This is a genomic window from Citrobacter sp. Cu233, assembly GCF_030332225.1.
Taxonomy (GTDB): Bacteria; Pseudomonadota; Gammaproteobacteria; order Enterobacterales; family Enterobacteriaceae; genus Citrobacter.
This window is the reverse complement of sequence record NZ_JAOWIF010000033.1, coordinates 628,220-648,402: the sequence shown is the minus strand read 5'-3', so window position 1 is coordinate 648,402 and position 20,183 is coordinate 628,220. Positions and strand designations below refer to the sequence as shown.

Annotated in this window: 18 protein-coding genes, 2 tRNA genes and 1 pseudogene; 10 read left to right on the top strand and 11 right to left on the bottom strand. The window is 53.4% G+C overall.

The window, feature by feature from the left end:
• Nucleotides 1-2: 2 nt before the first annotated feature.
• The 8 genes from OGX95_RS13140 to mltB all read right to left on the bottom strand — a co-directional run bounded on the left by OGX95_RS13140 (nt 3) and on the right by mltB (nt 7,243).
• A tRNA-Arg gene (locus OGX95_RS13140) sits at nt 3-79 on the bottom strand.
• Nucleotides 80-82: 3 nt separating this feature from the next.
• Nucleotides 83-175 (bottom strand) — tRNA-Ser (locus OGX95_RS13135).
• Nucleotides 176-564: 389 nt separating this feature from the next.
• Nucleotides 565-750 carry a carbon storage regulator CsrA gene (gene csrA, locus OGX95_RS13130; protein WP_000906486.1) on the bottom strand — a complete coding sequence of 62 codons (186 nt, stop codon included), beginning with the start codon at nt 748-750 and terminating at the stop codon, nt 565-567.
• 238 nt (nt 751-988) lie between these two features.
• Nucleotides 989-3,616: an alanine--tRNA ligase gene (gene alaS / locus OGX95_RS13125; protein WP_286629714.1), complete on the bottom strand. Its 2,628-nt coding sequence runs from the start codon at nt 3,614-3,616 to the stop codon at nt 989-991.
• Nucleotides 3,617-3,744: 128 nt separating this feature from the next.
• The gene (gene recX / locus OGX95_RS13120) at nt 3,745-4,245 is read right to left on the bottom strand and encodes a recombination regulator RecX (RefSeq protein ID WP_286629713.1); all 501 of its coding nucleotides are present in this window, start codon (nt 4,243-4,245) and stop codon (nt 3,745-3,747) included.
• A gap of 69 nt (nt 4,246-4,314) precedes the next feature.
• The gene (gene recA, locus OGX95_RS13115; protein WP_286629712.1) at nt 4,315-5,379 is read right to left on the bottom strand and encodes a recombinase RecA; all 1,065 of its coding nucleotides are present in this window, start codon (nt 5,377-5,379) and stop codon (nt 4,315-4,317) included.
• Nucleotides 5,380-5,471: 92 nt separating this feature from the next.
• Entirely contained in the window at nt 5,472-5,969 is a 498-nt protein-coding gene (pncC, locus tag OGX95_RS13110) for a nicotinamide-nucleotide amidase (protein WP_286629711.1), read from the bottom strand.
• Nucleotides 5,970-6,163: 194 nt separating this feature from the next.
• The gene (gene mltB, locus OGX95_RS13105) at nt 6,164-7,243 is read right to left on the bottom strand and encodes a lytic murein transglycosylase B (RefSeq protein WP_286629710.1); all 1,080 of its coding nucleotides are present in this window, start codon (nt 7,241-7,243) and stop codon (nt 6,164-6,166) included.
• Between the two features lie 264 nt (nt 7,244-7,507).
• Between mltB and srlA the strand changes: the two genes are divergently transcribed.
• The 7 genes from srlA to gutQ all read left to right on the top strand — a co-directional run bounded on the left by srlA (nt 7,508) and on the right by gutQ (nt 12,499).
• Nucleotides 7,508-8,071 (top strand): PTS glucitol/sorbitol transporter subunit IIC, encoded by a 564-nt coding sequence (gene srlA / locus OGX95_RS13100; protein WP_048213017.1) that lies wholly within the window; start codon nt 7,508-7,510, stop codon nt 8,069-8,071.
• Nucleotides 8,068-9,039: a PTS glucitol/sorbitol transporter subunit IIB gene (gene srlE / locus OGX95_RS13095; protein ID WP_286629709.1), complete on the top strand. Its 972-nt coding sequence runs from the start codon at nt 8,068-8,070 to the stop codon at nt 9,037-9,039. Before srlA ends, srlE begins: the two co-directional genes overlap by 4 nt.
• Before the next feature lie 13 nt (nt 9,040-9,052).
• Nucleotides 9,053-9,415, top strand: coding sequence for a PTS glucitol/sorbitol transporter subunit IIA (gene srlB, locus OGX95_RS13090; protein WP_271441816.1), 363 nt, complete (start codon nt 9,053-9,055; stop codon nt 9,413-9,415).
• A 17-nt stretch (nt 9,416-9,432) separates the two neighbouring features.
• Nucleotides 9,433-10,212, top strand: coding sequence for a sorbitol-6-phosphate dehydrogenase (srlD, locus tag OGX95_RS13085; RefSeq protein WP_003037345.1), 780 nt, complete (start codon nt 9,433-9,435; stop codon nt 10,210-10,212).
• Between the two features lie 58 nt (nt 10,213-10,270).
• Complete coding sequence (gene gutM / locus OGX95_RS13080) at nt 10,271-10,630, top strand: transcriptional regulator GutM (RefSeq protein WP_137382785.1); 360 nt, start codon at nt 10,271-10,273, stop codon at nt 10,628-10,630.
• Between the two features lie 137 nt (nt 10,631-10,767).
• Nucleotides 10,768-11,541, top strand: a complete 774-nt coding sequence (gene srlR / locus OGX95_RS13075) for a glucitol operon DNA-binding transcriptional repressor SrlR (RefSeq protein ID WP_286629708.1) — start codon at nt 10,768-10,770, stop codon at nt 11,539-11,541.
• Entirely contained in the window at nt 11,534-12,499 is a 966-nt protein-coding gene (gutQ, locus tag OGX95_RS13070) for an arabinose-5-phosphate isomerase GutQ (RefSeq protein ID WP_286629707.1), read from the top strand. Before srlR ends, gutQ begins: the two co-directional genes overlap by 8 nt.
• Here the strand turns inward: gutQ and norR are convergent.
• Nucleotides 12,496-14,019 (bottom strand): nitric oxide reductase transcriptional regulator NorR, encoded by a 1,524-nt coding sequence (gene norR / locus OGX95_RS13065; RefSeq protein WP_286629706.1) that lies wholly within the window; start codon nt 14,017-14,019, stop codon nt 12,496-12,498. The genes gutQ and norR overlap by 4 nt on opposite strands.
• Before the next feature lie 186 nt (nt 14,020-14,205).
• Between norR and norV the strand changes: the two genes are divergently transcribed.
• Together norV and norW are read left to right on the top strand one after the other, a co-directional pair.
• Nucleotides 14,206-15,654, top strand: a complete 1,449-nt coding sequence (norV, locus tag OGX95_RS13060; protein ID WP_286629705.1) for an anaerobic nitric oxide reductase flavorubredoxin — start codon at nt 14,206-14,208, stop codon at nt 15,652-15,654.
• Entirely contained in the window at nt 15,651-16,784 is a 1,134-nt protein-coding gene (norW, locus tag OGX95_RS13055; protein WP_286629704.1) for an NADH:flavorubredoxin reductase NorW, read from the top strand. The genes norV and norW overlap by 4 nt, the downstream gene beginning before the upstream one ends.
• Nucleotides 16,785-16,894: 110 nt before the next feature.
• On the opposite strand, the gene hypF is transcribed toward norW, so the two are convergent.
• Both hypF and hydN read right to left on the bottom strand, forming a co-directional pair.
• Nucleotides 16,895-19,135, bottom strand: coding sequence for a carbamoyltransferase HypF (gene hypF / locus OGX95_RS13050; protein ID WP_286629703.1), 2,241 nt, complete (start codon nt 19,133-19,135; stop codon nt 16,895-16,897).
• A 143-nt stretch (nt 19,136-19,278) separates the two neighbouring features.
• Nucleotides 19,279-19,824, bottom strand: a complete 546-nt coding sequence (gene hydN / locus OGX95_RS13045; protein ID WP_003037366.1) for an electron transport protein HydN — start codon at nt 19,822-19,824, stop codon at nt 19,279-19,281.
• 164 nt (nt 19,825-19,988) lie between these two features.
• On the opposite strand from hydN, the pseudogene OGX95_RS23015 reads away from it, so the two are divergent.
• A pseudogene (locus OGX95_RS23015) lies at nt 19,989-20,146 on the top strand (6-phospho-beta-glucosidase); the annotation flags it as partial.
• Nucleotides 20,147-20,183: the final 37 nt, after the last annotated feature.

The window sequence follows — 20,183 nt, the reverse complement described above, 5'->3', positions numbered from 1 at the left end:
GATGGTGCATCCGGGAGGATTCGAACCTCCGACCGCTCGGTTCGTAGCCGAGTACTCTATCCAGCTGAGCTACGGATGCAAATGGCGGTGAGGCGGGGATTCGAACCCCGGATGCAGCTTTTGACCGCATACTCCCTTAGCAGGGGAGCGCCTTCAGCCTCTCGGCCACCTCACCAACACGCCTCTTACGAGTGCTTCGAAGAACTTGTTTCTGCTCATCGTCGCTGCGTGGCGCACATATTACTTTCTGGGACTTATAAGTCAAACAATTTTTCCAGAGCTTTTATCGTTTGCACATTTCACGCGCAATTAGTCTGCAAAAACGGCAAAAAGAGTGTTTTATCAACAGATAAATTGGCGTTTACGGAGACGATGTATGAACAGAAAAATCACCGGGAAAGACAACAACAGCATCACAGCAGAGAAAACGACGTGGAATGACAAGAATCAGAGAGAAGTCAGAGCCGTATAGAAAGAGATAAGAGAGCAATGAGAAGGTGAAAAGTAAGAAAAGAAGGTACTCAATCAGGTTGCGCCTCACCAGAAAGGTGAGACGCGAAAACCTTAGTAACTGGACTGCTGGGATTTTTCAGCCTGGATACGCTGGTAGATCTCTTCACGATGGACAGAAACTTCTTTCGGGGCGTTGACGCCAATGCGCACCTGGTTGCCCTTCACCCCTAAAACTGTCACGGTGACCTCATCGCCTATCATGAGGGTCTCACCAACTCGACGAGTCAGAATCAGCATTCTTTGCTCCTTGAAAGATTAAAAGAGTCGGGTCTCTCTGTATCCCGGCATTATCCATCATATAACGCCAAAAAGTAAGCGATGACAAACACCTAAGTGTAAGCAGTCACGGCATCACATTCTGTTAAACCTAAGTTTAGCCGATATACACAACTTCAACCTGACTTTATCGTTGTCGATAGCGTTGATGTAAACGCTGCGGATTGAAGTCCGCAGCGTCGACTTACGCTTATAATTTTTACAGTTTTGCGCTAACCCAGCCTTTCACACTGGCTAACGCTGCCGGCAGAGCCGCAGCATCCGTACCACCGGCTTGCGCCATGTCCGGACGACCACCACCCTTGCCGCCTACCTGCTGAGCGACCATCCCAATCAGTTCCCCTGCTTTCACGCGGTCTGTCACATCCTTAGACACGCCCGCAATCAGAGAAACCTTACCTTCAGCAACTGTTGCCAGTACGACAACAGTAGAACCCAGCTGATTTTTCAGATCATCAACCATGGTACGCAGCATTTTCGGTTCAACGTCCGCAAGCTCGCTGACCAACAGCTTCACGCCGTTGATATCAACTGCTTTGCTGGAAAGGTTCGCACTTTCCTGCGCTGCGGCCTGTTCTTTCAATTGCTGCAATTCTTTTTCGAGCTGACGCGTACGCTCCAGTACGGAACGAACTTTATCACCGATATTCTGGCTATCGCCTTTCAGCAGTTGCGCAATATCGCTTAAGCGATCGCTTTCAGTATGCACGGTATTCAGAGCGCCTTCACCGGTCACGGCTTCGATACGACGAACGCCCGCAGCGGTACCAGACTCGGAGACAATACGGAACAGACCGATATCGCCCGTACGGCTGGCGTGAGTACCACCACACAGTTCGGTAGAGAAGTCCCCCATGCTCAGAACACGCACGTGATCATCGTATTTCTCACCAAACAGCGCCATTGCACCTTTGGCTTTCGCTGCCTCGAGACCCATGATGTTCGTTTCAATCGGCAGGTTGCGACGAATTTGCGCATTCACCAGATCTTCAACAGCACGAATTTCAGCAGGCTTCATCGCTTCGGTATGTGAGAAGTCGAAACGCAGCACTTTATCGTTTACCAGTGAACCTTTCTGCGCCACATGCGTGCCCAGAACCTGACGCAACGCGGCGTGCATCAGGTGCGTTGCAGAGTGATTGAGACGGATCCGCGCACGACGCGCTTCATCCACATCAGCCTGTACCGCATCACCCACTTTCAGAGAACCCGTAGACAGCTTGCCAATATGACCAATTGCCTGACCATATTTTTGCGTGTCGCTCACGGCAAATGCAAAACCTGCGCCTTTCAGTTCACCTTTATCGCCAACCTGACCACCGGATTCTGCATAGAACGGCGTCTGGTCCAGAACAACGACAGCGTCCTGACCTGCACTAATGGCATCTACCGCTTTACCATCAACAAACAGCGCGGTCACTTTGCCGTTCAGTTCCAGGTTCTCGTAGCCTTTAAATTCAGAGGCACCATCAACACGAATCATCGTATTGTAGTCTGCGCCAAAACCGCTGGCTTCACGCGCACGACGGCGCTGTTCTTCCATTGCGGCTTCGAAACCCGCTTCATCAACCTTAATGTTGCGCTCACGACAAACGTCTGCCGTCAGATCAACCGGGAAACCGTAAGTGTCATACAGGCGGAATGCTGTTTCGCCATCCAGCGTATCGCCAGACAGTTTCGCCAGCTCTTCATCCAGCAGCGCCAGCCCACGCTCCAGCGTACGCGCAAACTGCTCTTCTTCGGTTTTCAGAACCTGCTCAACCATGGTTTGTTGACGCTTCAGTTCTTCACCCGCAGACCCCATCACGTCTACCAGTGGACCAACCAACTTATAGAAGAAGGTATCTTTCGCGCCCAGCATGTTGCCATGACGTACCGCGCGACGAATGATACGGCGCAGCACATAGCCACGGTTTTCATTCGACGGGACAACGCCATCAGCGATCAGGAATGCGCAGGAACGAATATGGTCGGCGATAACGCGCAGTGATTTATTGCTCAGATCGGTCGCACCGGTCACTTTCGCTACGGCTTCGATCAGTGAGCGGAACAGGTCAATTTCGTAGTTAGAGTTAACGTGTTGCAGCACGGCCGCAATACGCTCCAGACCCATACCGGTGTCCACGGACGGCTTCGGCAGCGGTTCCATGGTGCCGTCGGCTTGACGGTTGAACTGCATGAAGACGATGTTCCAGATCTCTATGTAGCGATCGCCATCTTCTTCTGCACTTCCCGGAGGGCCACCCCAAATGTGGTCACCGTGGTCGTAGAAAATCTCGGTGCACGGGCCGCAAGGACCGGTATCACCCATCTGCCAGAAGTTGTCGGATGCATAAGCAGCGCCTTTGTTATCACCAATACGGATGATACGTTCGCGCGGAATACCGACTTCTTTTTCCCAGATTTCATAGGCTTCGTCGTCAGTTTCGTAGACGGTAACCCACAGACGCTCTTTCGGCAGAGCAAACCAGTTTTCACCGGTCAGCAGTTCCCATGCGTATTGAATGGCATCGTGTTTGAAGTAGTCGCCGAAGCTGAAGTTGCCCAGCATTTCGAAGAAGGTGTGGTGACGTGCAGTGTAACCGACGTTTTCCAGATCGTTGTGCTTACCGCCCGCGCGTACGCAACGCTGCGAAGTGGTTGCGCGGGAATAATTACGCTTGTCGAGGCCAAGGAATACATCCTTGAACTGGTTCATCCCGGCGTTGGTAAACAACAAAGTAGGGTCATTGTTGGGTACCAGGGAGCTGCTGGCAACTACCTGATGTCCTTTACTATGGAAAAAATCGAGAAACGCCTGACGGATCTCAGCGGTGCTCTTGCTCATAATTATCCTGAAGAAATCAAGCTAACGAAATGTCATTACCAGCATCGGCATGCAAACTGCGCCTCTGGCAATCGAAAAGTGGGAATAAGATAAGTTTTCTTTACTGGGAAGTAAAATCCCGTATGCGCTCAATCGTCAAAATTTCGCCATATTGCCTGAATATCTTCCATCAGATAGCCGCGATAGAGCAAAAAACGCTGGACCTTAACCTTTTCTGAAAAATCGACAGGTAAGGGGTCGCCATATTTTCTGATTGCCTGCTCACGCGCAAGCAACGCCCAGTCAATCTCACATTCCCGCATTGCCCGCTCAATGGCTTCACGAGCTATCCCTTTGTGACCTAATTCCTGGCGCACACGCGCAGGCCCATAACCTTTACGGCTACGGCTGGTGATGAATTGCTGAACAAATCGGTCATCATCAAGATAACGGCTTTCGATACACCAGGCGATAACCTTGTCGTAATCCTCCGGCGTGGCATCAATTTCTTCTGGTCCAGTTTTCCCCATCACCGGAGCAGCCAGTTTACGCCGCAGTTCCTGCTCACTGTGATCGCGCATCGCAAGTATTCGCACCGCGCGGTCAAGTAATCGGGAGTAAGCAGAGCGGCGGGAAGTTGAATCTGTCATATTGAGCCTTCAGAAATGGAAAAGGGCTGCATGATATGCAGCCCTTTTATATGCGATTACGTCAGACTATCAGAAATCTTCGTTAGTTTCTGCTACGTCTTCACCACTGTCATCAACGGAGAAATCTGGTGTTGAATCCTGGTTATTGAGCAGTAACTCGCGTAGCTTTTTCTCAATTTCTTTTGCGGCAGCCGGGTTTTCTTTCAGCCAGTTGGTCGCATTCGCTTTACCCTGACCAATTTTATCACCGTTGTAGCTATACCATGCGCCAGCTTTTTCAATCAGCTTCTCTTTCACGCCCAAGTCAACCAGTTCGCCGTAGAAGTTGATACCTTCACCGTACAGAATCTGGAATTCAGCCTGTTTAAACGGTGCTGCAATTTTGTTTTTCACGACCTTAACGCGGGTTTCGCTACCGACCACGTTATCGCCCTCTTTCACCGCGCCAATACGACGGATATCCAGACGGACGGAGGCGTAAAATTTCAGGGCGTTACCACCGGTAGTCGTTTCCGGGTTACCGAACATAACGCCAATTTTCATACGGATCTGGTTGATGAAAATCAGCAATGTGTTGGACTGTTTCAGGTTACCCGCCAGCTTACGCATTGCCTGGCTCATCATACGTGCCGCAAGGCCCATATGAGAGTCACCGATCTCACCTTCGATTTCAGCCTTCGGCGTCAGTGCAGCAACGGAGTCAACAACGATAACGTCGACTGCGCCAGAACGCGCCAGTGCGTCACAGATTTCCAGCGCTTGTTCACCCGTATCCGGCTGAGAACACAGCAGGTTATCAATATCAACGCCAAGCTTACGCGCATAGACAGGATCCAACGCGTGCTCTGCATCGATGAATGCACAGGTTTTACCTTCGCGCTGTGCGGCCGCAATAACTTGCAGCGTCAGCGTTGTTTTACCGGAGGATTCAGGCCCATAAATTTCGACGATGCGTCCCATCGGCAAACCGCCCGCGCCCAATGCGATATCCAGAGAAAGCGAACCGGTGGAGATGGTTTCCACGTCCATGGAACGGTCTTCACCCAGGCGCATGATGGAGCCTTTACCGAATTGCTTTTCGATCTGACCCAGCGCTGCCGCCAACGCTTTCTGTTTGTTTTCGTCGATAGCCATTAATTACTCCTGTCATGCCGCTTTCGGATTAAACCGTGAAACGTGAAAGATAATGTTCTGTTGAGGCAATTATACTGTATGCTCATACAGTATCAAGTATTTTGTAGAAATTGTTGCCACAGGGTTTGTAACGCATACGCGGTCGCCTGGCGACGTACCGACTCACGGTCGCCGCTGAAGCATTCCCGTCGGGTAATCCCCTCCCCACTGACGCTGGCGAAGGCAAACCATACCGTACCAACGGGTTTGTCTTCACTACCACCATCGGGTCCTGCGATACCGCTAATCGAGACGGCGAAGTCTGCACGGGCGGCTTTTAGCGCGCCAATCGCCATTTCAACGACCACCGGTTCACTCACCGCCCCATGCTGCGCCAGCGTTTCTTCGCGCACGCCGATCATCTGCGCTTTGGCTTGGTTACTGTACGTGACAAACCCGCGCTCAAACCAGGCTGAGCTACCAGTAATATCGGTAATGGCTTTTGCCACCCAACCGCCGGTGCAGGATTCCGCTGTTGTCACCGTTGCTCCGCGTGCTTTTAACGCCAGCCCCACCTGCTCACTTAACTGCATCAGTTCACTGTCGGTCATTTCAGCCTCTGTCAGTTAAAAAAATATGCCGGACAAGATAGCACTTTCACAACCAAGATGGGGATGAGGAGAACGTTTTACGAGGGGGATTCCAAAAATTGATCCGTTGCATAAATAAGACCTGCCGGATAGCGATGCCAGAGCATCTTATCCGGCCTACAAGCGAAATCTTCCTGTAGGCCGGTAACGAGCGATTACTGCACGCGAGCCAGTGCTACCGCCTGCCCCAACTGCCAAACCGCCATCGCGTAATGCGTGCTGTGGTTATAGCGGGTGATAGTGTAGAAGTTCGGCAGTCCATACCAGTACTGGTAGCCGGTGCCAACATCCAGACGCAGTAGGCTAGCCTGCTGATGATTCCCCAACGACTGCTGCGGTGTCAGACCCGCAGCGGCAAGCTGAGAAATGCTGTATTGGGTTTTAAAGCCATTCGCAAGACCCGGTGCCTGTCCATTTGCAGGGACCGCCACGGTGTCGCCTTTCACCCAGCCGTGCCCTTTGAAATAGTTCGCCACGCTGCCGATAGCATCGACGGGATCCCACAGGTTAATGTGCCCATCACCATTGAAATCAACGGCATATTGTTTATAGGAGGATGGCATAAACTGACCGTAACCCATCGCACCAGCAAAGGAACCTTTTAGATCGAGCGGATCATCGCTTTCATCTCGCGCCATCAGTAGGAATGTTTCCAACTCGCCAGAGAAGTATTCCGCACGGCGCGGATAGTTGAAGGAGAGCGTCGCCAGCGCATCCAGAATACGCGTTTTGCCCATCACGCGGCCCCAGCGCGTTTCAACGCCGATAATGCCGACGATAATTTCTGGTGGTACGCCGTAGACCTGCCACGCGCGGTTCAGCGCATCTTCATATTGATTCCAGAACGCCACACCATTTTGCACGTTGTCCGGGGTGATGAACTGCTTGCGATAGCGCAGCCATGCACCGTTAGGTCCGGCTGGCGGCTGTGTCGTTGGTGCCTGGCGGTCCATCAGACGTAATACTGAGTCCAGCCGCTTAGCCTGCGACAGGATTTCCTGCAATTGCTGACGGTCAAAACCATGCTTGTTCACCATTTTCTCGATGAACTGCTGTGCATTCGGATTATTGGCGAAATCACCGCTGGTTTGCATGACGTTGTGCTGCGGCTCAAGCAGGAAGCCGCCGGATGGCGAACCCGTAGTCGTTTGAGTCTCTGAAGGTTTGGGTTTGCTGCTACAGGCAGCGAGCAGTACGAAAAGGGGGAGTAACGCTACATAACGACGCTTGAACATGAGACATCCATTAAACAAATTCAGCCTGGGGGAAGTATGGTAAAGCATCCTCCGTCGTACAAGGAAGCGGTAGTCGCTCTCCTGCACAGAATTTACATCCCCTTTCATCTCTGACCAGCACATTTGCGAGCACTCACACAATAACTTTCAAATTAAAATATTTATCTTTCATTTTGAGATCAAAATAACACTTTTAAACCTTTCGATCTGATTAAAATTAATTACCGTTTGGCAAGGTAACTAAAATCCCTACAGGAGAAAATAATGATCGACACCATCACACTCGGTGCTGAGTGGTTTATCGGGCTGTTCCAGAAAGGTGGAGAAGTGTTTACCGGCATGGTGACCGGTATTCTTCCACTGCTGATTAGCCTGCTGGTCATCATGAATGCGCTGATTAACTTTATTGGCCAGCAGCGTATTGAACGTTTTGCTCAGCGCTGTGCCGGAAACCCATTGTCCCGCTATCTGCTGCTGCCGTGCATCGGTACATTCGTTTTTTGTAACCCCATGACCCTGAGCCTGGGCCGTTTTATGCCAGAGAGATATAAGCCCAGCTATTACGCAGCAGCGTCCTATAGCTGCCACTCAATGAACGGCTTGTTCCCACACATTAACCCCGGAGAACTGTTTGTCTATCTGGGGATCGCCAGCGGCTTGACGACGCTGGGCCTCCCGCTCGGCCCGCTCGCCGTGAGCTATTTACTGGTCGGTCTGGTCACCAACTTCTTCCGTGGCTGGGTGACCGATTTCACCACCGCCATCTTTGAGAAAAAAATGGGCATTCAACTTGAGCAGAAAGTGCATCTGGCGGGAGCAACATCATGACGCGTATTCGTATTGAAAAAGGCACAGGCGGCTGGGGTGGTCCACTCGAACTGGACGCCATTTCCGGAAAGAAAATTGTCTATATCACTGCCGGGACACGCCCTGCAATCGTCGACAAACTGGCCAGTTTGACCGGCTGGCAGGCCGTTGATGGCTTCAAAGAAGGTGAACCACCAGAGAATGAAATCGGTGTAGCAATCATCGACTGTGGCGGCACGTTGCGCTGCGGGATCTATCCGAAACGTCGTATACCGACGGTAAATATTCACGCGACCGGGAAATCCGGCCCGCTGGCGCAATACATTGTTGAAGATATCTATGTCTCTGGCGTGAAAGAAGAAAATATTACCGTTGTCGGTGCAGCATCCGCTACGCCGCAGCCTGCAAGCAGCACTATCGGTCGCGATTACGACACCAGCAAGAAGATTACCGAACAAAGTGATGGCCTGCTGGCAAAAGTCGGTATGGGCATGGGCTCTGCCGTTGCGGTGCTGTTCCAGTCCGGACGCGACACGATTGATACCGTGCTGAAAACCATTCTGCCATTTATGGCGTTCGTCTCTGCTCTGATTGGCATCATTATGGCTTCCGGTTTAGGTGACTGGATAGCCCATGGTCTTGCACCGCTGGCCAGCCACCCTCTGGGATTGGTGACCCTGGCGCTAATTTGCTCGTTCCCATTGTTATCGCCTTTCCTCGGCCCTGGGGCGGTGATTGCACAAGTTATCGGCGTGCTGATCGGTGTACAGATTGGTCTGGGAAATATCCCGCCGCATCTGGCACTACCTGCCCTGTTTGCCATTAACGCACAGGCAGCGTGCGATTTTATTCCTGTGGGATTGTCGTTGGCCGAAGCCCGTCAGGACACCGTGCGCGTCGGTGTGCCATCTGTTCTGGTGAGCCGCTTCCTCACCGGTGCGCCAACCGTTCTCATCGCCTGGTTTGTTTCCGGCTTTATTTACCAATAAGAGGCACTCAGAAATGACCGTGATTTATCAGACCACCATCACCCGTATCGGCCAAAGCGCAGCAGATGCACTTTGCGACCAGATGCTGATTACCTTTCGTGAAGGCGCCCCTGCAGATATCGAAGAGTTTTGCTTCATTCATTGCCATGGCGTACTGAACGGTTCTCTACAAGCCGGTATCCGTTTCGAACTGGGCCAGCATCACTACCCGGTTACGGCTGTCGGCAGCGTGGCAGAACAAAACTTACGTGAACTCGGACATATCACCCTGCGCTTCGACGGACTAAGCGAAGCGGAATTTCCCGGCACCGTGCACATAGCGGGGCCCGTACCGGACGATATCGCACCGGGCTGTATTTTGAAGTTTGTTGCTTAAGATTGAAGGAGAAAAAAATGAATCAGGTTGCCGTTGTCATTGGTGGAGGCCAGACCCTGGGAGCATTCCTTTGCCGTGGGCTTGCGACAGAAGGATACCGCGTTGCGGTCGTCGATATTCAAAGCGATAAAGCGGCGAATGTGGCACAGGAAATTAACGCCGAGTTCGGCGAAGGTACCGCTTACGGTTTTGGTGCAGATGCCACCAGCGAACAGAGCGTGCTGGCGCTGTCTCGCGGAGTCGATGAAATATTCGGTCGCGTTGACCTGCTGGTTTACAGCGCGGGCATTGCCAAAGCGGCATTTATCAGCGACTTTCAGTTGGGGGATTTCGACCGTTCACTGCAGGTGAATCTGGTCGGCTATTTCCTCTGTGCACGTGAATTCTCGCGCCTGATGATCCGTGATGGCGTTCAGGGGCGCATTATCCAAATCAACTCCAAATCGGGGAAAGTGGGTAGCAAGCATAACTCGGGTTACAGCGCGGCGAAATTTGGCGGCGTGGGCTTGACTCAATCGCTGGCGCTGGACCTGGCGGAATACGGCATTACGGTACACTCATTGATGCTGGGTAACTTACTGAAATCTCCAATGTTCCAGTCATTATTGCCGCAATATGCCACTAAACTTGGCCTCAAACCGGACGAAGTGGAGCAGTACTACATTGATAAAGTGCCACTCAAGCGCGGCTGCGATTATCAGGACGTACTGAATATGCTGCTGTTTTACGCCAGTCCAAAAGCCTCTTACTGTACCGGGCAGTCCATCAACGTGACCGGCGGTCAGGTGATGTTCTGATTTTTACTGCCGGGTGGCGCACTCGCGACGTCATCCGGCAACATCAAAGGAGAACAATATGGTTTCCGCACTGATTACCGTCGCCGCCATTGCGTGGTGTCTGCAACTGGCGCTGGGTGGCTGGCAAATATCCCGTTTTAATCGGGCTTTCGATAAACTGTGCCAGCGGGGTCGGGTCGGCGTGGGTCGCTCCGGTGGGCGTTTTAAACCCCGTGTCGTGGTCGCTATCGCACTGGATGAGCAACAGCGGGTTGCCGATACGTTATTTATGAAAGGTCTTACCGTTTTTGCAAGACCTGGCAAAATTGCCACAATAATGGGCAAACATCTTGATGAATTACAGCCTGATGTGATCTTTCCCCATGATCCGCTTTCGCAGAATGCACTATCATTGGCGCTTAAACTGAAACATGGGTAATTTCGTTGTGAATGCTAATAGCTTGCGAAATTATCATTTTGCAACCTACACCCTCAATAATTCGAGCTGCAGGACGGCCAACGCACATGCAGCTTGAAGTATGACGGGTATATACATAAGTCAGGGTAATCACGCCTATGAAACCTCGTCAGCGTCAGGCTGCCATACTGGAGCACTTGCAAAAGCAGGGAAAATGCTCAGTTGAAGAACTGGCCCACTACTTTGACACCACCGGTACGACCATTCGCAAAGATCTGGTCACTCTGGAAAATGCCGGAACCGTCATTCGCACCTATGGCGGTGTAGTATTGAATAAAGACGAATCTGACCCGCCAATCGATCACAAAACGCTGATCAATACGCATAAAAAAGAACAAATTGCTGAAGCCGCCGTTCGCTATATTCACGATGGCGACTCCATTATTCTGGATGCGGGCAGTACGGTGCTGCAGATGGTGCCGATGCTCAGCCGCTTTAGTAACATCACCGTCATGACCAACAGCCTGCACATTGTTAATGCGCTTTCGGAGCTGGACAACGAGCAAACCATCCTGATGCCTGGCGGAACATTCCGCAAAAAATCTGCGTCATTTCACGGACAGCTGGCAGAAAATGCCTTTGAGCAGTTCAGCTTTGATAAACTCTTCATGGGCACCGACGGCATCGATCTCAATGCCGGCGTAACCACATTTAATGAGGTGTTTAGCGTCAGTAAAGCGATGTGCAATGCCGCTCGCGAAGTCATTCTGATGGCTGACTCGTCAAAATTTGGGCGCAAAAGTCCCAATGTTGTGTGCAGTCTGGAAAGCGTCGATAAATTGATCACCGATGCGGGTATTAACCCTGCGTTTCGTCAGGCGCTGGAAGCAAAAGGGATTGAAGTGATTATAACCGGAGAGACCAATGAGTGATGCACTACTGAACGCGGGCCGTCAGACGTTAATGCTGGAATTACAGGAAGCCAGCCGACTGCCAGAGCGACTGGGCGATGATTTTGTCCGTGCCGCCAATACTATCATCCACTGTGAAGGCAAAGTGATTGTTTCCGGGATTGGCAAATCCGGCCATATTGGCAAAAAAATCGCAGCAACCCTCGCCAGTACCGGCACACCCGCCTTTTTTGTACATCCGGCAGAAGCGTTGCACGGCGACTTAGGTATGATTGAAAGCCGCGATGTCATGCTCTTCATCTCCTACTCTGGCGGAGCTAAAGAGCTGGATCTCATCATTCCGCGTCTGGAAGACAAATCCGTCACCCTGCTGGCAATGACCGGAAAACCAACCTCGCCACTGGGCCTGGCGGCAAAAGCCGTGCTGGATATTTCAGTAGAGCGCGAAGCCTGCCCGATGCGCCTGGCGCCAACCTCCAGCACCGTTAACACCCTGATGATGGGCGATGCGCTGGCAATCGCCGTCATGCAGGCGCGCGGCTTTAATGAAGAAGATTTTGCCCGTTCCCATCCGGCCGGTGCGCTGGGCGCGCGTTTGTTAAATAAAGTGCACCATCTGATGCGCCGTGACGACGCCGTACCACAGGTGACGCTCACCACCAGCGTCATGGATGCCATGCTGGAACTCAGCCGTACAGGTCTGGGTCTGGTAGCAGTCTGCGACGATCAATCGCTGGTGAAAGGCGTCTTTACCGACGGCGACCTGCGCCGCTGGCTGGTCGGTGGCGGGTCGCTTAGCACTGAGGTTCGCGAGGCGATGACCCATAATGGCATCACGTTGCAGTCCGAAAGCCGTGCCATTGATGCCAAAGAAGTCCTGATGAAGCGCAAAATCACCGCCGCACCGGTGGTGGATGAAAACGGTAAGCTCACCGGCGCAATTAACCTGCAGGATTTCTATCAGGCGGGCATCCTCTAATCCTTCAAGCCCAGACGCTTCGCCAGCCGGTGCAGGTTGGCGACGTCTGTTTCCAGCGCCCGCGCGCTTGCCGCCCAGCTATGATTGTTCTGCACCAGCGCACGGCGGATCATCTCCCGCTGGAAAGATTCCGTGGCTTCGCGCAGATTGCGATTCAGTGGGATTTCAGCAATGACTTCGGCTTCATCTTGCGGCGTATACACCTCTTCCTGTAAGGCAAAATGTTGCGGCTCCAGCACCACTTCATCCCCTGCCCTTGCCGCCCTCGCCAGCACAACCGCACGATGAATGGCATGTTCCAGCTCACGCACGTTCCCCGGCCAGCCGTAGCTCAACAGATGACGACGCGCACCGGGACTCAGCACCACGCGGGAAAGCCCCAGCCGCAGCCGACACTGTTCGCAGAAATACCCTGCCAGCAACACGACATCGTCACCGCGCTCACGCAACGGTGGCACCGAAAGTGGAAAGACGCTCAGACGGTGGAAAAGGTCGGCACGAAAATTCCCTGCCAGCACCTCTTCACGCAAATCACGGTTGGTGGCCGCCAGCACACGTACGTCAACGCGCAGACTGCGGTCGTCGCCCACACGCTGAATATCGCCGTACTGCAACACACGCAGCAGCTTGGCCTGTAGCGCCAGCGACAGTTCACCAATCTCATCCAGGAACAGCGTGCCATTATCCGCCATTTCAAATTTGCCGCTACGATTGCTAATAGCACCGGTAAACGCCCCTTTCACGTGGCCAAACAGTTCGCTTTCCGCCACGCTTTCCGGCAACGCTGCGCAGTTCAGATATACCAGCGGATTCACCGCACGCGGCGAACCTTCATGAATCGCTTTCGCCACCAGCTCCTTCCCGGTTCCCGTTTCGCCGCTGATTAGGACGTTGAGATCGGACCCTGCCACAATCTCAATCTCTTTTTTCAGCTGCATCATATTGGGCGACAGGCCGATCATCTTCGTTTCCGTCACCTGCTCAAAAGCTGTGGACGAGCCCGGCAGCATATTCTGGCTTTCCAGTTGCTCAATCAGCAGCGCATTACTGAGCGCGCCCGCCGCCAGCGCGGCAATCAGCCTAAGCTCTTCATCACTGAACACATCGAACTGATCGGGTTCCATGCCATCCAGCGTTAATGCGCCAATCAAGTTTTGCCCGGCGAACAGCGGCAACCCGATACAGGCATGCACCTTCAGGCTCTCCTGACCGGGGATCAGCCCATCATAAGGATCGGGCAAATCGCTGTCGGCGGGGAAACGCACCACATCCCCGGCACGGGCAATCGCTTCCAGACGCGGATGCCCCTCCAGCGTAAAGCGTCGGCCAAGAACGTCCTGCGCGAGGCCATCTATGGCCAGCGGAATAAACTGTCGGGATTCGTAGCGCAGCAGCGCCGAAGCATCACACTCCAGCACCTGACGTAACGTCGTGATCAGGCGTTGAAAACGGTCCTGATGCCCAATACCGCGTTGTAATTCAATGGCGATGCCCGCCAGCACATCAACTGAAAAGCTCATGACGACCTCATTGTCATTTTGACAATTCATACTGTCATATTGACAATAGATAACATAGTCATTTTGACTACCATTTTGTGGGTATAAAACATTAAATTGTTATAAATCAATTAAATAAAAAACTGGCACGCAACCTGCAATAAGCAAAACATCTTTTTGAAAAACGCTGAATTAATTGAGGTTGCTATGTCTATTCTGGTTAAAAATAACATTCATTGGGTTGGCCAACGTGACTGGGAAGTGCGTGATTTCCACGGAACCGAATACAAAACGCTGCGCGGCAGCAGCTACAATAGCTATCTTATTCGTGAAGAAAAAAATGTCCTGATCGATACAGTAGACCACAAGTTTAGCCGTGAATTCGTGCAGAATCTGCGCAGTGAAATTGACCTGGCGGATATTGACTACATCGTCATTAACCATGCGGAAGAAGACCACGCCGGGGCGCTGACCGAGCTGATGTCCTGTATCCCGGATACCCCGATTTACTGCACAGCCAACGCCATTGACTCCATCAACGGTCACCACCATCACCCGGAATGGAACTTTAACGTGGTGAAAACCGGCGACTCGCTGGATATTGGTAACGGCAAACAGCTGATCTTCGTGGAAACCCCCATGCTGCACTGGCCGGACAGCATGATGACCTACATGACCGGTGATGCGGTACTGTTCAGTAACGACGCCTTTGGTCAGCACTATTGTGACGAACGCTTATTCAATGACGAAGTGGATCAGACTGAGTTGTTCGAACAGTGCCAGCGCTACTACGCCAATATTCTGACCCCGTTCAGCCGTCTGGTCACACCCAAAATCACTGAGATCCTCGGCTTCAACCTGCCGGTCGATATGATTGCCACTTCCCACGGTGTGGTATGGCGCGACAACCCAACACAAATCGTGGAGATGTACCTGAAATGGGCGGCGGATTACCAGGAAGACCGCATCACCATTTTCTACGACACCATGTCGAACAACACCCGCATGATGGCCGATGCAATTGCCCAGGGCATCAACGAAGTTGACCCGAACGTCGCGGTAAAAATCTTTAACGTTGCCCGCAGCGATAAAAACGAAGTCCTGACTAACGTCTTCCGCTCTAAAGGCGTGCTGGTCGGGACTTCAACGATGAACAACGTGATGATGCCGAAAATTGCTGGTCTGGTGGAAGAGATGACCGGCCTGCGTTTTCGTAACAAACGCGCCAGCGCCTTCGGTTCACACGGCTGGAGCGGCGGTGCGGTAGACCGTTTATCTACCCGTCTGCAGGATGCCGGTTTTGAAATGTCGCTGAGTCTGAAAGCGAAATGGCGCCCGGATCTGGACGCGCTGGAATTGTGCCGTCAGCACGGTCGTGAAATTGCACGTCAGTGGGCACTTGCTCCGCTGCCGGAAACGACCGTGAAAGCAGCAATCAAAGAAGAGGAGTGCGCCTGTGCCGCGGCGGCTGCCGCTGACCTCGGCCCAAGCATGCAGTGCAGCGTGTGTCAGTGGATCTACGATCCAGCAAAAGGTGAGCCGCTGCAGGATGTCGCACCGGGTACACCATGGAGCGAAGTTCCGGACAACTTCCTGTGCCCGGAATGTTCATTAGGTAAAGACGTCTTCGACGTACTGGCAACGGAGGCAAAATGAGCCGCGGAATGGTCATTATTGGTTCGGGCTTTGCCGCCCGCCAGTTAGTCAAAAATATCCGTAAACAGGATGCAACGGTTCCGTTGACCCTGATTGCCGCTGACAGCATGGATGAGTACAACAAGCCCGATCTCAGCCACGTGATCAGTCAGGCCCAGCGTGCAGACGACCTCACCCGCCAGTCGGCGGGTGAGTTTGCCGAACAGTTTAACTTACGCCTGTTTCCGCATACCTGGGTTACTGATATCGACACGGATGCTCACGTGGTGAAAAGCCAGGAGCAGCAGTGGGAGTACGACAAGCTGGTACTGGCAACGGGCGCATCGGCTTTTGTGCCGCCGGTTTCCGGGCGTGAGTTAATGCTTACTCTGAATAGCCAGCAAGAGTACCGCGCCTGCGAAACTCAACTGCGTGATGCCCGGCGCGTACTGATTGTCGGTGGTGGTCTGATTGGCAGTGAACTGGCGATGGATTTCTGTCGTGCCGGTAAAGCGGTGACGCTAATCGATAACGCAGCCAGCATTCTGGCCTCGTTAATGCCGCCGGAAGTCAGCAGCCGCCTGCAGCATCGTCTGACCGACATGGGTGTGCATCTGTTGTTGAAATCACAGTTGCAGAGCCTGGAGAAAACCAGCACGGGTATTTGCGCCACGCTCGATCGTCACCGTAGTGTAGAAGTTGATGCGGTGATCGCTGCAACCGGTCTGCGTCCGGAAACCGCACTGGCGCGTCGCGCCGGATTGAACATCAATCGGGGCGTTTGCGTCGACAGCTACCTGCAAACCAGCCACCCGGACATTTATGCGCTCGGCGACTGTGCGGAAATTAATGGTCAAGTCCTGCCGTTCCTGCAGCCGATTCAACTGAGCGCGATGTATTTGGCGAAGAACCTGCTCGGCGGTAACGCGCCACTGAAGCTACCGGCCATGCTGGTAAAAATCAAAACGCCTGAGCTGCCATTACACCTGGCGGGGGAAACCCAGCGCCGCGATCTGAACTGGCATATTGCCGCCGAAGCGCAAGGTATGGTCGCCAGAGGAATGAACAGCGAAGGCCAACTGTGTGCCTTCGTAGTAAGCGAAGATCGGATGAAAGAGGCCTTTGCGCTACTGAAAATGTTGCCCGTGTAAGTCCATTGTACCGTTGCTTGATTTATTAACCTCACGCACACGGATGTGCGTTGCCACTTGTCGGTATGCCCCGACATGTTTTTCTTGCCCCGCCAGTCCCGGGGCTTTTTTTATTTTTGCCCTAACGCTCGCGCGGCGGCAATCACCCCCTGCCCCAATGACAATCCACCGTCACCCGCCGGTAAACGCTGCGGGAACAGTAAGGTAAAATCATGCAGATAAAACGCCAGCCGGGCTGACAGCAAGCGGTTGTGCATCACGCCGCCGCTGAACACCAGCGTCTTGATCCCGCGCGTGGATGCGTGTTCGCGCATCAGGGTGGCAAAACCTCGCGCCAGCGCGTCGTGAAACGCCCATGCGCGTTCAGGGCCCGTTACCTGCCAGTTCAGCCACTGCTGCCAGAAAACCGCTAAATCCAGTTGGTTATTGTTAAGCGGTATCGTCACCGGGTGTTCAACACCCGCGCACTGGGAAGCCAGCGCCTCCAGGGCACAGGCCGCTTCCCCTTCGTAGCTCAGTGATTGCGGCGCGCAATGCAGCGCGGCGGCAACCGCATCAAACAAGCGCCCGCACGACGATGCCAGCGGAGCATTGATCCCCCGCTCGATGGCGCGTGCCAGTACATTCCAGTTTTGCTGTTGCAACACTGCTGTTTCCGGGTAACGCTGCCAGTCAGGGACAAAATGCAGGCACTGCGCCAACAGATTTCGCCACGGCTGTTTTGCCGCCAGATCGCCGCCGACCAACGCCACGGCAGGTAAGCCACCAAGGTGTTCGCATTCGCGATAATTGACCCGCAGACACTCGCCGCCCCACAGCGCACCGTTTTCGCCCATGCCGATGCCGTCCAGCGTCAGGGCAATCACGTCGCCACCGTCCAGCGGCCAGCCGTGCTCGGCCAGGCACGCAGCAGCATGTGCATGATGATGCAGCACCGTTTCAGTCGGCAGATTCATCTCGCTGGCCCACTGGCTGGAAACATAACCAGGGTGCGCGTCATGGACGATACGCTGCGGCGTAAAGTCATAAATATTCTGGATCAGGCGCAACGCGTCACGCCACTGATGTTGAATACCATCATCGCTAAGATCGCCCAAATGCTGACTGATAACCGCCTGCTCACCACGCACCAGGCAGAAAGTATTTTTTAAATCTGCGCCTAAACACAACATCGGCGGCACATCGCGAAAGCCCGGCGGTAGCGCAACCGCATCCGGCACGTAGCCCCGGGATCGGCGCAGCATTTCCCCGCTTTGACGTACCACAGAGTCATCCATACGCTGCACAATTTCACGGTTGTGCAGCAGGAAACCGTCGGCAATCTCACGCAAATCATCCAGAGCCTGCGCATTGGTAATGGCCGGTGGCCTGCCGCTGAGGTTGCCGGAGGTCATCACCAGTGGGCCATTCATCTCCTGTAAGAGCAAATGCTGTAACGGATTCGCTGGCAGCATGGCGCCAACTTCCGTCAGCCCTGGCGCAATTCCCTCACTGAGCGAAACCACATCGTGTTTATTCACCAACACGATCGGCGCGGCGGGCGTTGTCAACAGACGACGAGCGGCCTCTGGCAATCCGTTACTATCAGGCAACATCACCGCCAGAGGCTTAGCCGGACGGTGTTTACGCTGCCTGAGTCGGGCCACGGCATTATCATTACGGGCATCGCAGACCAGATGAAATCCGCCAATGCCTTTCACGGCCACAATACCGCCCGCTTTCAGCTGTGACACCGCCGCCTGCAGTGCGTCTTCTTTTTCAGCACGCACGTCAGTACTGATCCATTCCAGATGCGGGCCGCATGCCGGGCAAGCAACGGGCTGGGCATGGAAGCGACGGTCATACGGATCGCGATACTCTTTGTCGCACTGCGGGCAGAGCGGGAAAGACGCCATGACGGTCAACGGACGGTCATACGGCATCGCGCGGATAATCGTAAAGCGTGGGCCACAGTGGGTACAATTGATAAAGGGATAGCGATAACGACGTTCGCCGGGGGTGTTCATTTCAACAAGGCATTCAGGGCAGGTCGCGGCATCGGGGACAATTTGCGTATTCATCGTTCCGCCCGCGCTTTGGCGAATCGAGAAATCGGCAGGCTGCTGCGTCCAGACAAACGGTTCGCTCTCGACGCTATCGATACGTGCCAGCGGCGGGCAGTGCTGATGCAACTGGGTAATAAACGCCGCGGGTTCTTCCAGCAATCGCACAACCACGCCATCACCGTCGTTACACACGTCGCCGTGTAGCTGCAGGCGCTGCGCCAGTTGCCAGACAAAGGGGCGAAATCCGACGCCCTGAACCTTGCCGCGAATACGTAGCTGTACGCCGGAGTGGTGGTTTATTGTCATTAAGTCGTTTCCGCAGTCATCTATCCCGGTTTACCTGATGGCGCTACGCTAATCTGGCCTACGTGGATGCGAACAGTAGGCCGGATAAGGCGAAGCCGCCATCCGGCATAAGTACTACCGTATTTTACGCGGATTTGTAACGATCAGAACAGCAAAGATGCGGTAGAGTCCAGCGCGGCGCGGCGACGTTTTTCGGCGCTCAGTTGCTCGAGTTTATTGCGATCGACATAAATCAGGGCGTGCGTCGGGCAAACTTCCATACAGGCAGGTCCCGCTTCGCGGTGGTGGCACAGGTCGCATTTATTGGCTTCGGCTTTTTCTGCACGGACATTCAGACCCGCACCGCTGTTACGCACAACCGGACGTACAACCACTTCCATCGCACCGTAAGGGCAAGCCACAACGCAGGTTTTGCAACCAATGCAGCGTTCCTGCATCACGTGGACAAAGCCTTTATCACGGCTGATTGCACCATTCGGACAGACGTTAGCGCACGGTGCATCTTCACACTGACGACACAGCGTCGCCGTGGAGACATTCACACCTTTGATCACGTGAATGCGGGGTAAAAAGGTTTCAGGGGTCAGCGATGCGCAGTCCTGGTTATCCTGATGGGATACCACGCAGGCCACTTCACAGGTACGGCAACCAATGCATTTATTGGCGTCTGCAATGATGAAACGGTTCATCAAATTCTCCAGCAATGACAGATTATCTGCCGAAACATACACAAATCGTGCCAGAATTTAATTAACTGTTATTTAAGATTTTTTATTTTATTCTGGCGCGGCAAGGGGTGTCATCGTCACTAGTGACGATGACTAATGACAGCAGTCAACGTGAAACTGACGGAGCAATCGCGACGCAAATCGCCCATGAAATCAACCCGCAAAACCAGGTTGGCTGCAGGCGGGCGGGAAATTTCTACCCGTATTCGTGCAAACCTGAAGATGTGTGAACCGCACTGAAAAAAGACCGCGAAACCTGTTTTTCATTGATGTACCGACCCGACCGGGAGGTTCCTCCCTTCCGGCAACTCCGCTCATTT

Coding starts and splice junctions, on each gene's coding strand:
- recX (WP_286629713.1), bottom strand. CDS start 4,245: ATGACAGATTCAACTTCCCGCCGCTCTGCTTACTCCCGATTACTTGAC.
- norW (WP_286629704.1), top strand. CDS start 15,651: ATGAGCCGCGGAATGGTCATTATTGGTTCGGGCTTTGCCGCCCGCCAG.
- srlA (WP_048213017.1), top strand. CDS start 7,508: ATGATCGACACCATCACACTCGGTGCTGAGTGGTTTATCGGGCTGTTC.
- srlR (WP_286629708.1), top strand. CDS start 10,768: ATGAAACCTCGTCAGCGTCAGGCTGCCATACTGGAGCACTTGCAAAAG.
- hypF (WP_286629703.1), bottom strand. CDS start 19,135: ATGACAATAAACCACCACTCCGGCGTACAGCTACGTATTCGCGGCAAG.
- gutQ (WP_286629707.1), top strand. CDS start 11,534: ATGAGTGATGCACTACTGAACGCGGGCCGTCAGACGTTAATGCTGGAA.
- gutM (WP_137382785.1), top strand. CDS start 10,271: ATGGTTTCCGCACTGATTACCGTCGCCGCCATTGCGTGGTGTCTGCAA.
- csrA (WP_000906486.1), bottom strand. CDS start 750: ATGCTGATTCTGACTCGTCGAGTTGGTGAGACCCTCATGATAGGCGAT.
- srlD (WP_003037345.1), top strand. CDS start 9,433: ATGAATCAGGTTGCCGTTGTCATTGGTGGAGGCCAGACCCTGGGAGCA.
- pncC (WP_286629711.1), bottom strand. CDS start 5,969: ATGACCGACAGTGAACTGATGCAGTTAAGTGAGCAGGTGGGGCTGGCG.
- srlE (WP_286629709.1), top strand. CDS start 8,068: ATGACGCGTATTCGTATTGAAAAAGGCACAGGCGGCTGGGGTGGTCCA.
- srlB (WP_271441816.1), top strand. CDS start 9,053: ATGACCGTGATTTATCAGACCACCATCACCCGTATCGGCCAAAGCGCA.
- recA (WP_286629712.1), bottom strand. CDS start 5,379: ATGGCTATCGACGAAAACAAACAGAAAGCGTTGGCGGCAGCGCTGGGT.
- norV (WP_286629705.1), top strand. CDS start 14,206: ATGTCTATTCTGGTTAAAAATAACATTCATTGGGTTGGCCAACGTGAC.
- alaS (WP_286629714.1), bottom strand. CDS start 3,616: ATGAGCAAGAGCACCGCTGAGATCCGTCAGGCGTTTCTCGATTTTTTC.
- hydN (WP_003037366.1), bottom strand. CDS start 19,824: ATGAACCGTTTCATCATTGCAGACGCCAATAAATGCATTGGTTGCCGT.
- mltB (WP_286629710.1), bottom strand. CDS start 7,243: ATGTTCAAGCGTCGTTATGTAGCGTTACTCCCCCTTTTCGTACTGCTC.
- norR (WP_286629706.1), bottom strand. CDS start 14,019: ATGAGCTTTTCAGTTGATGTGCTGGCGGGCATCGCCATTGAATTACAA.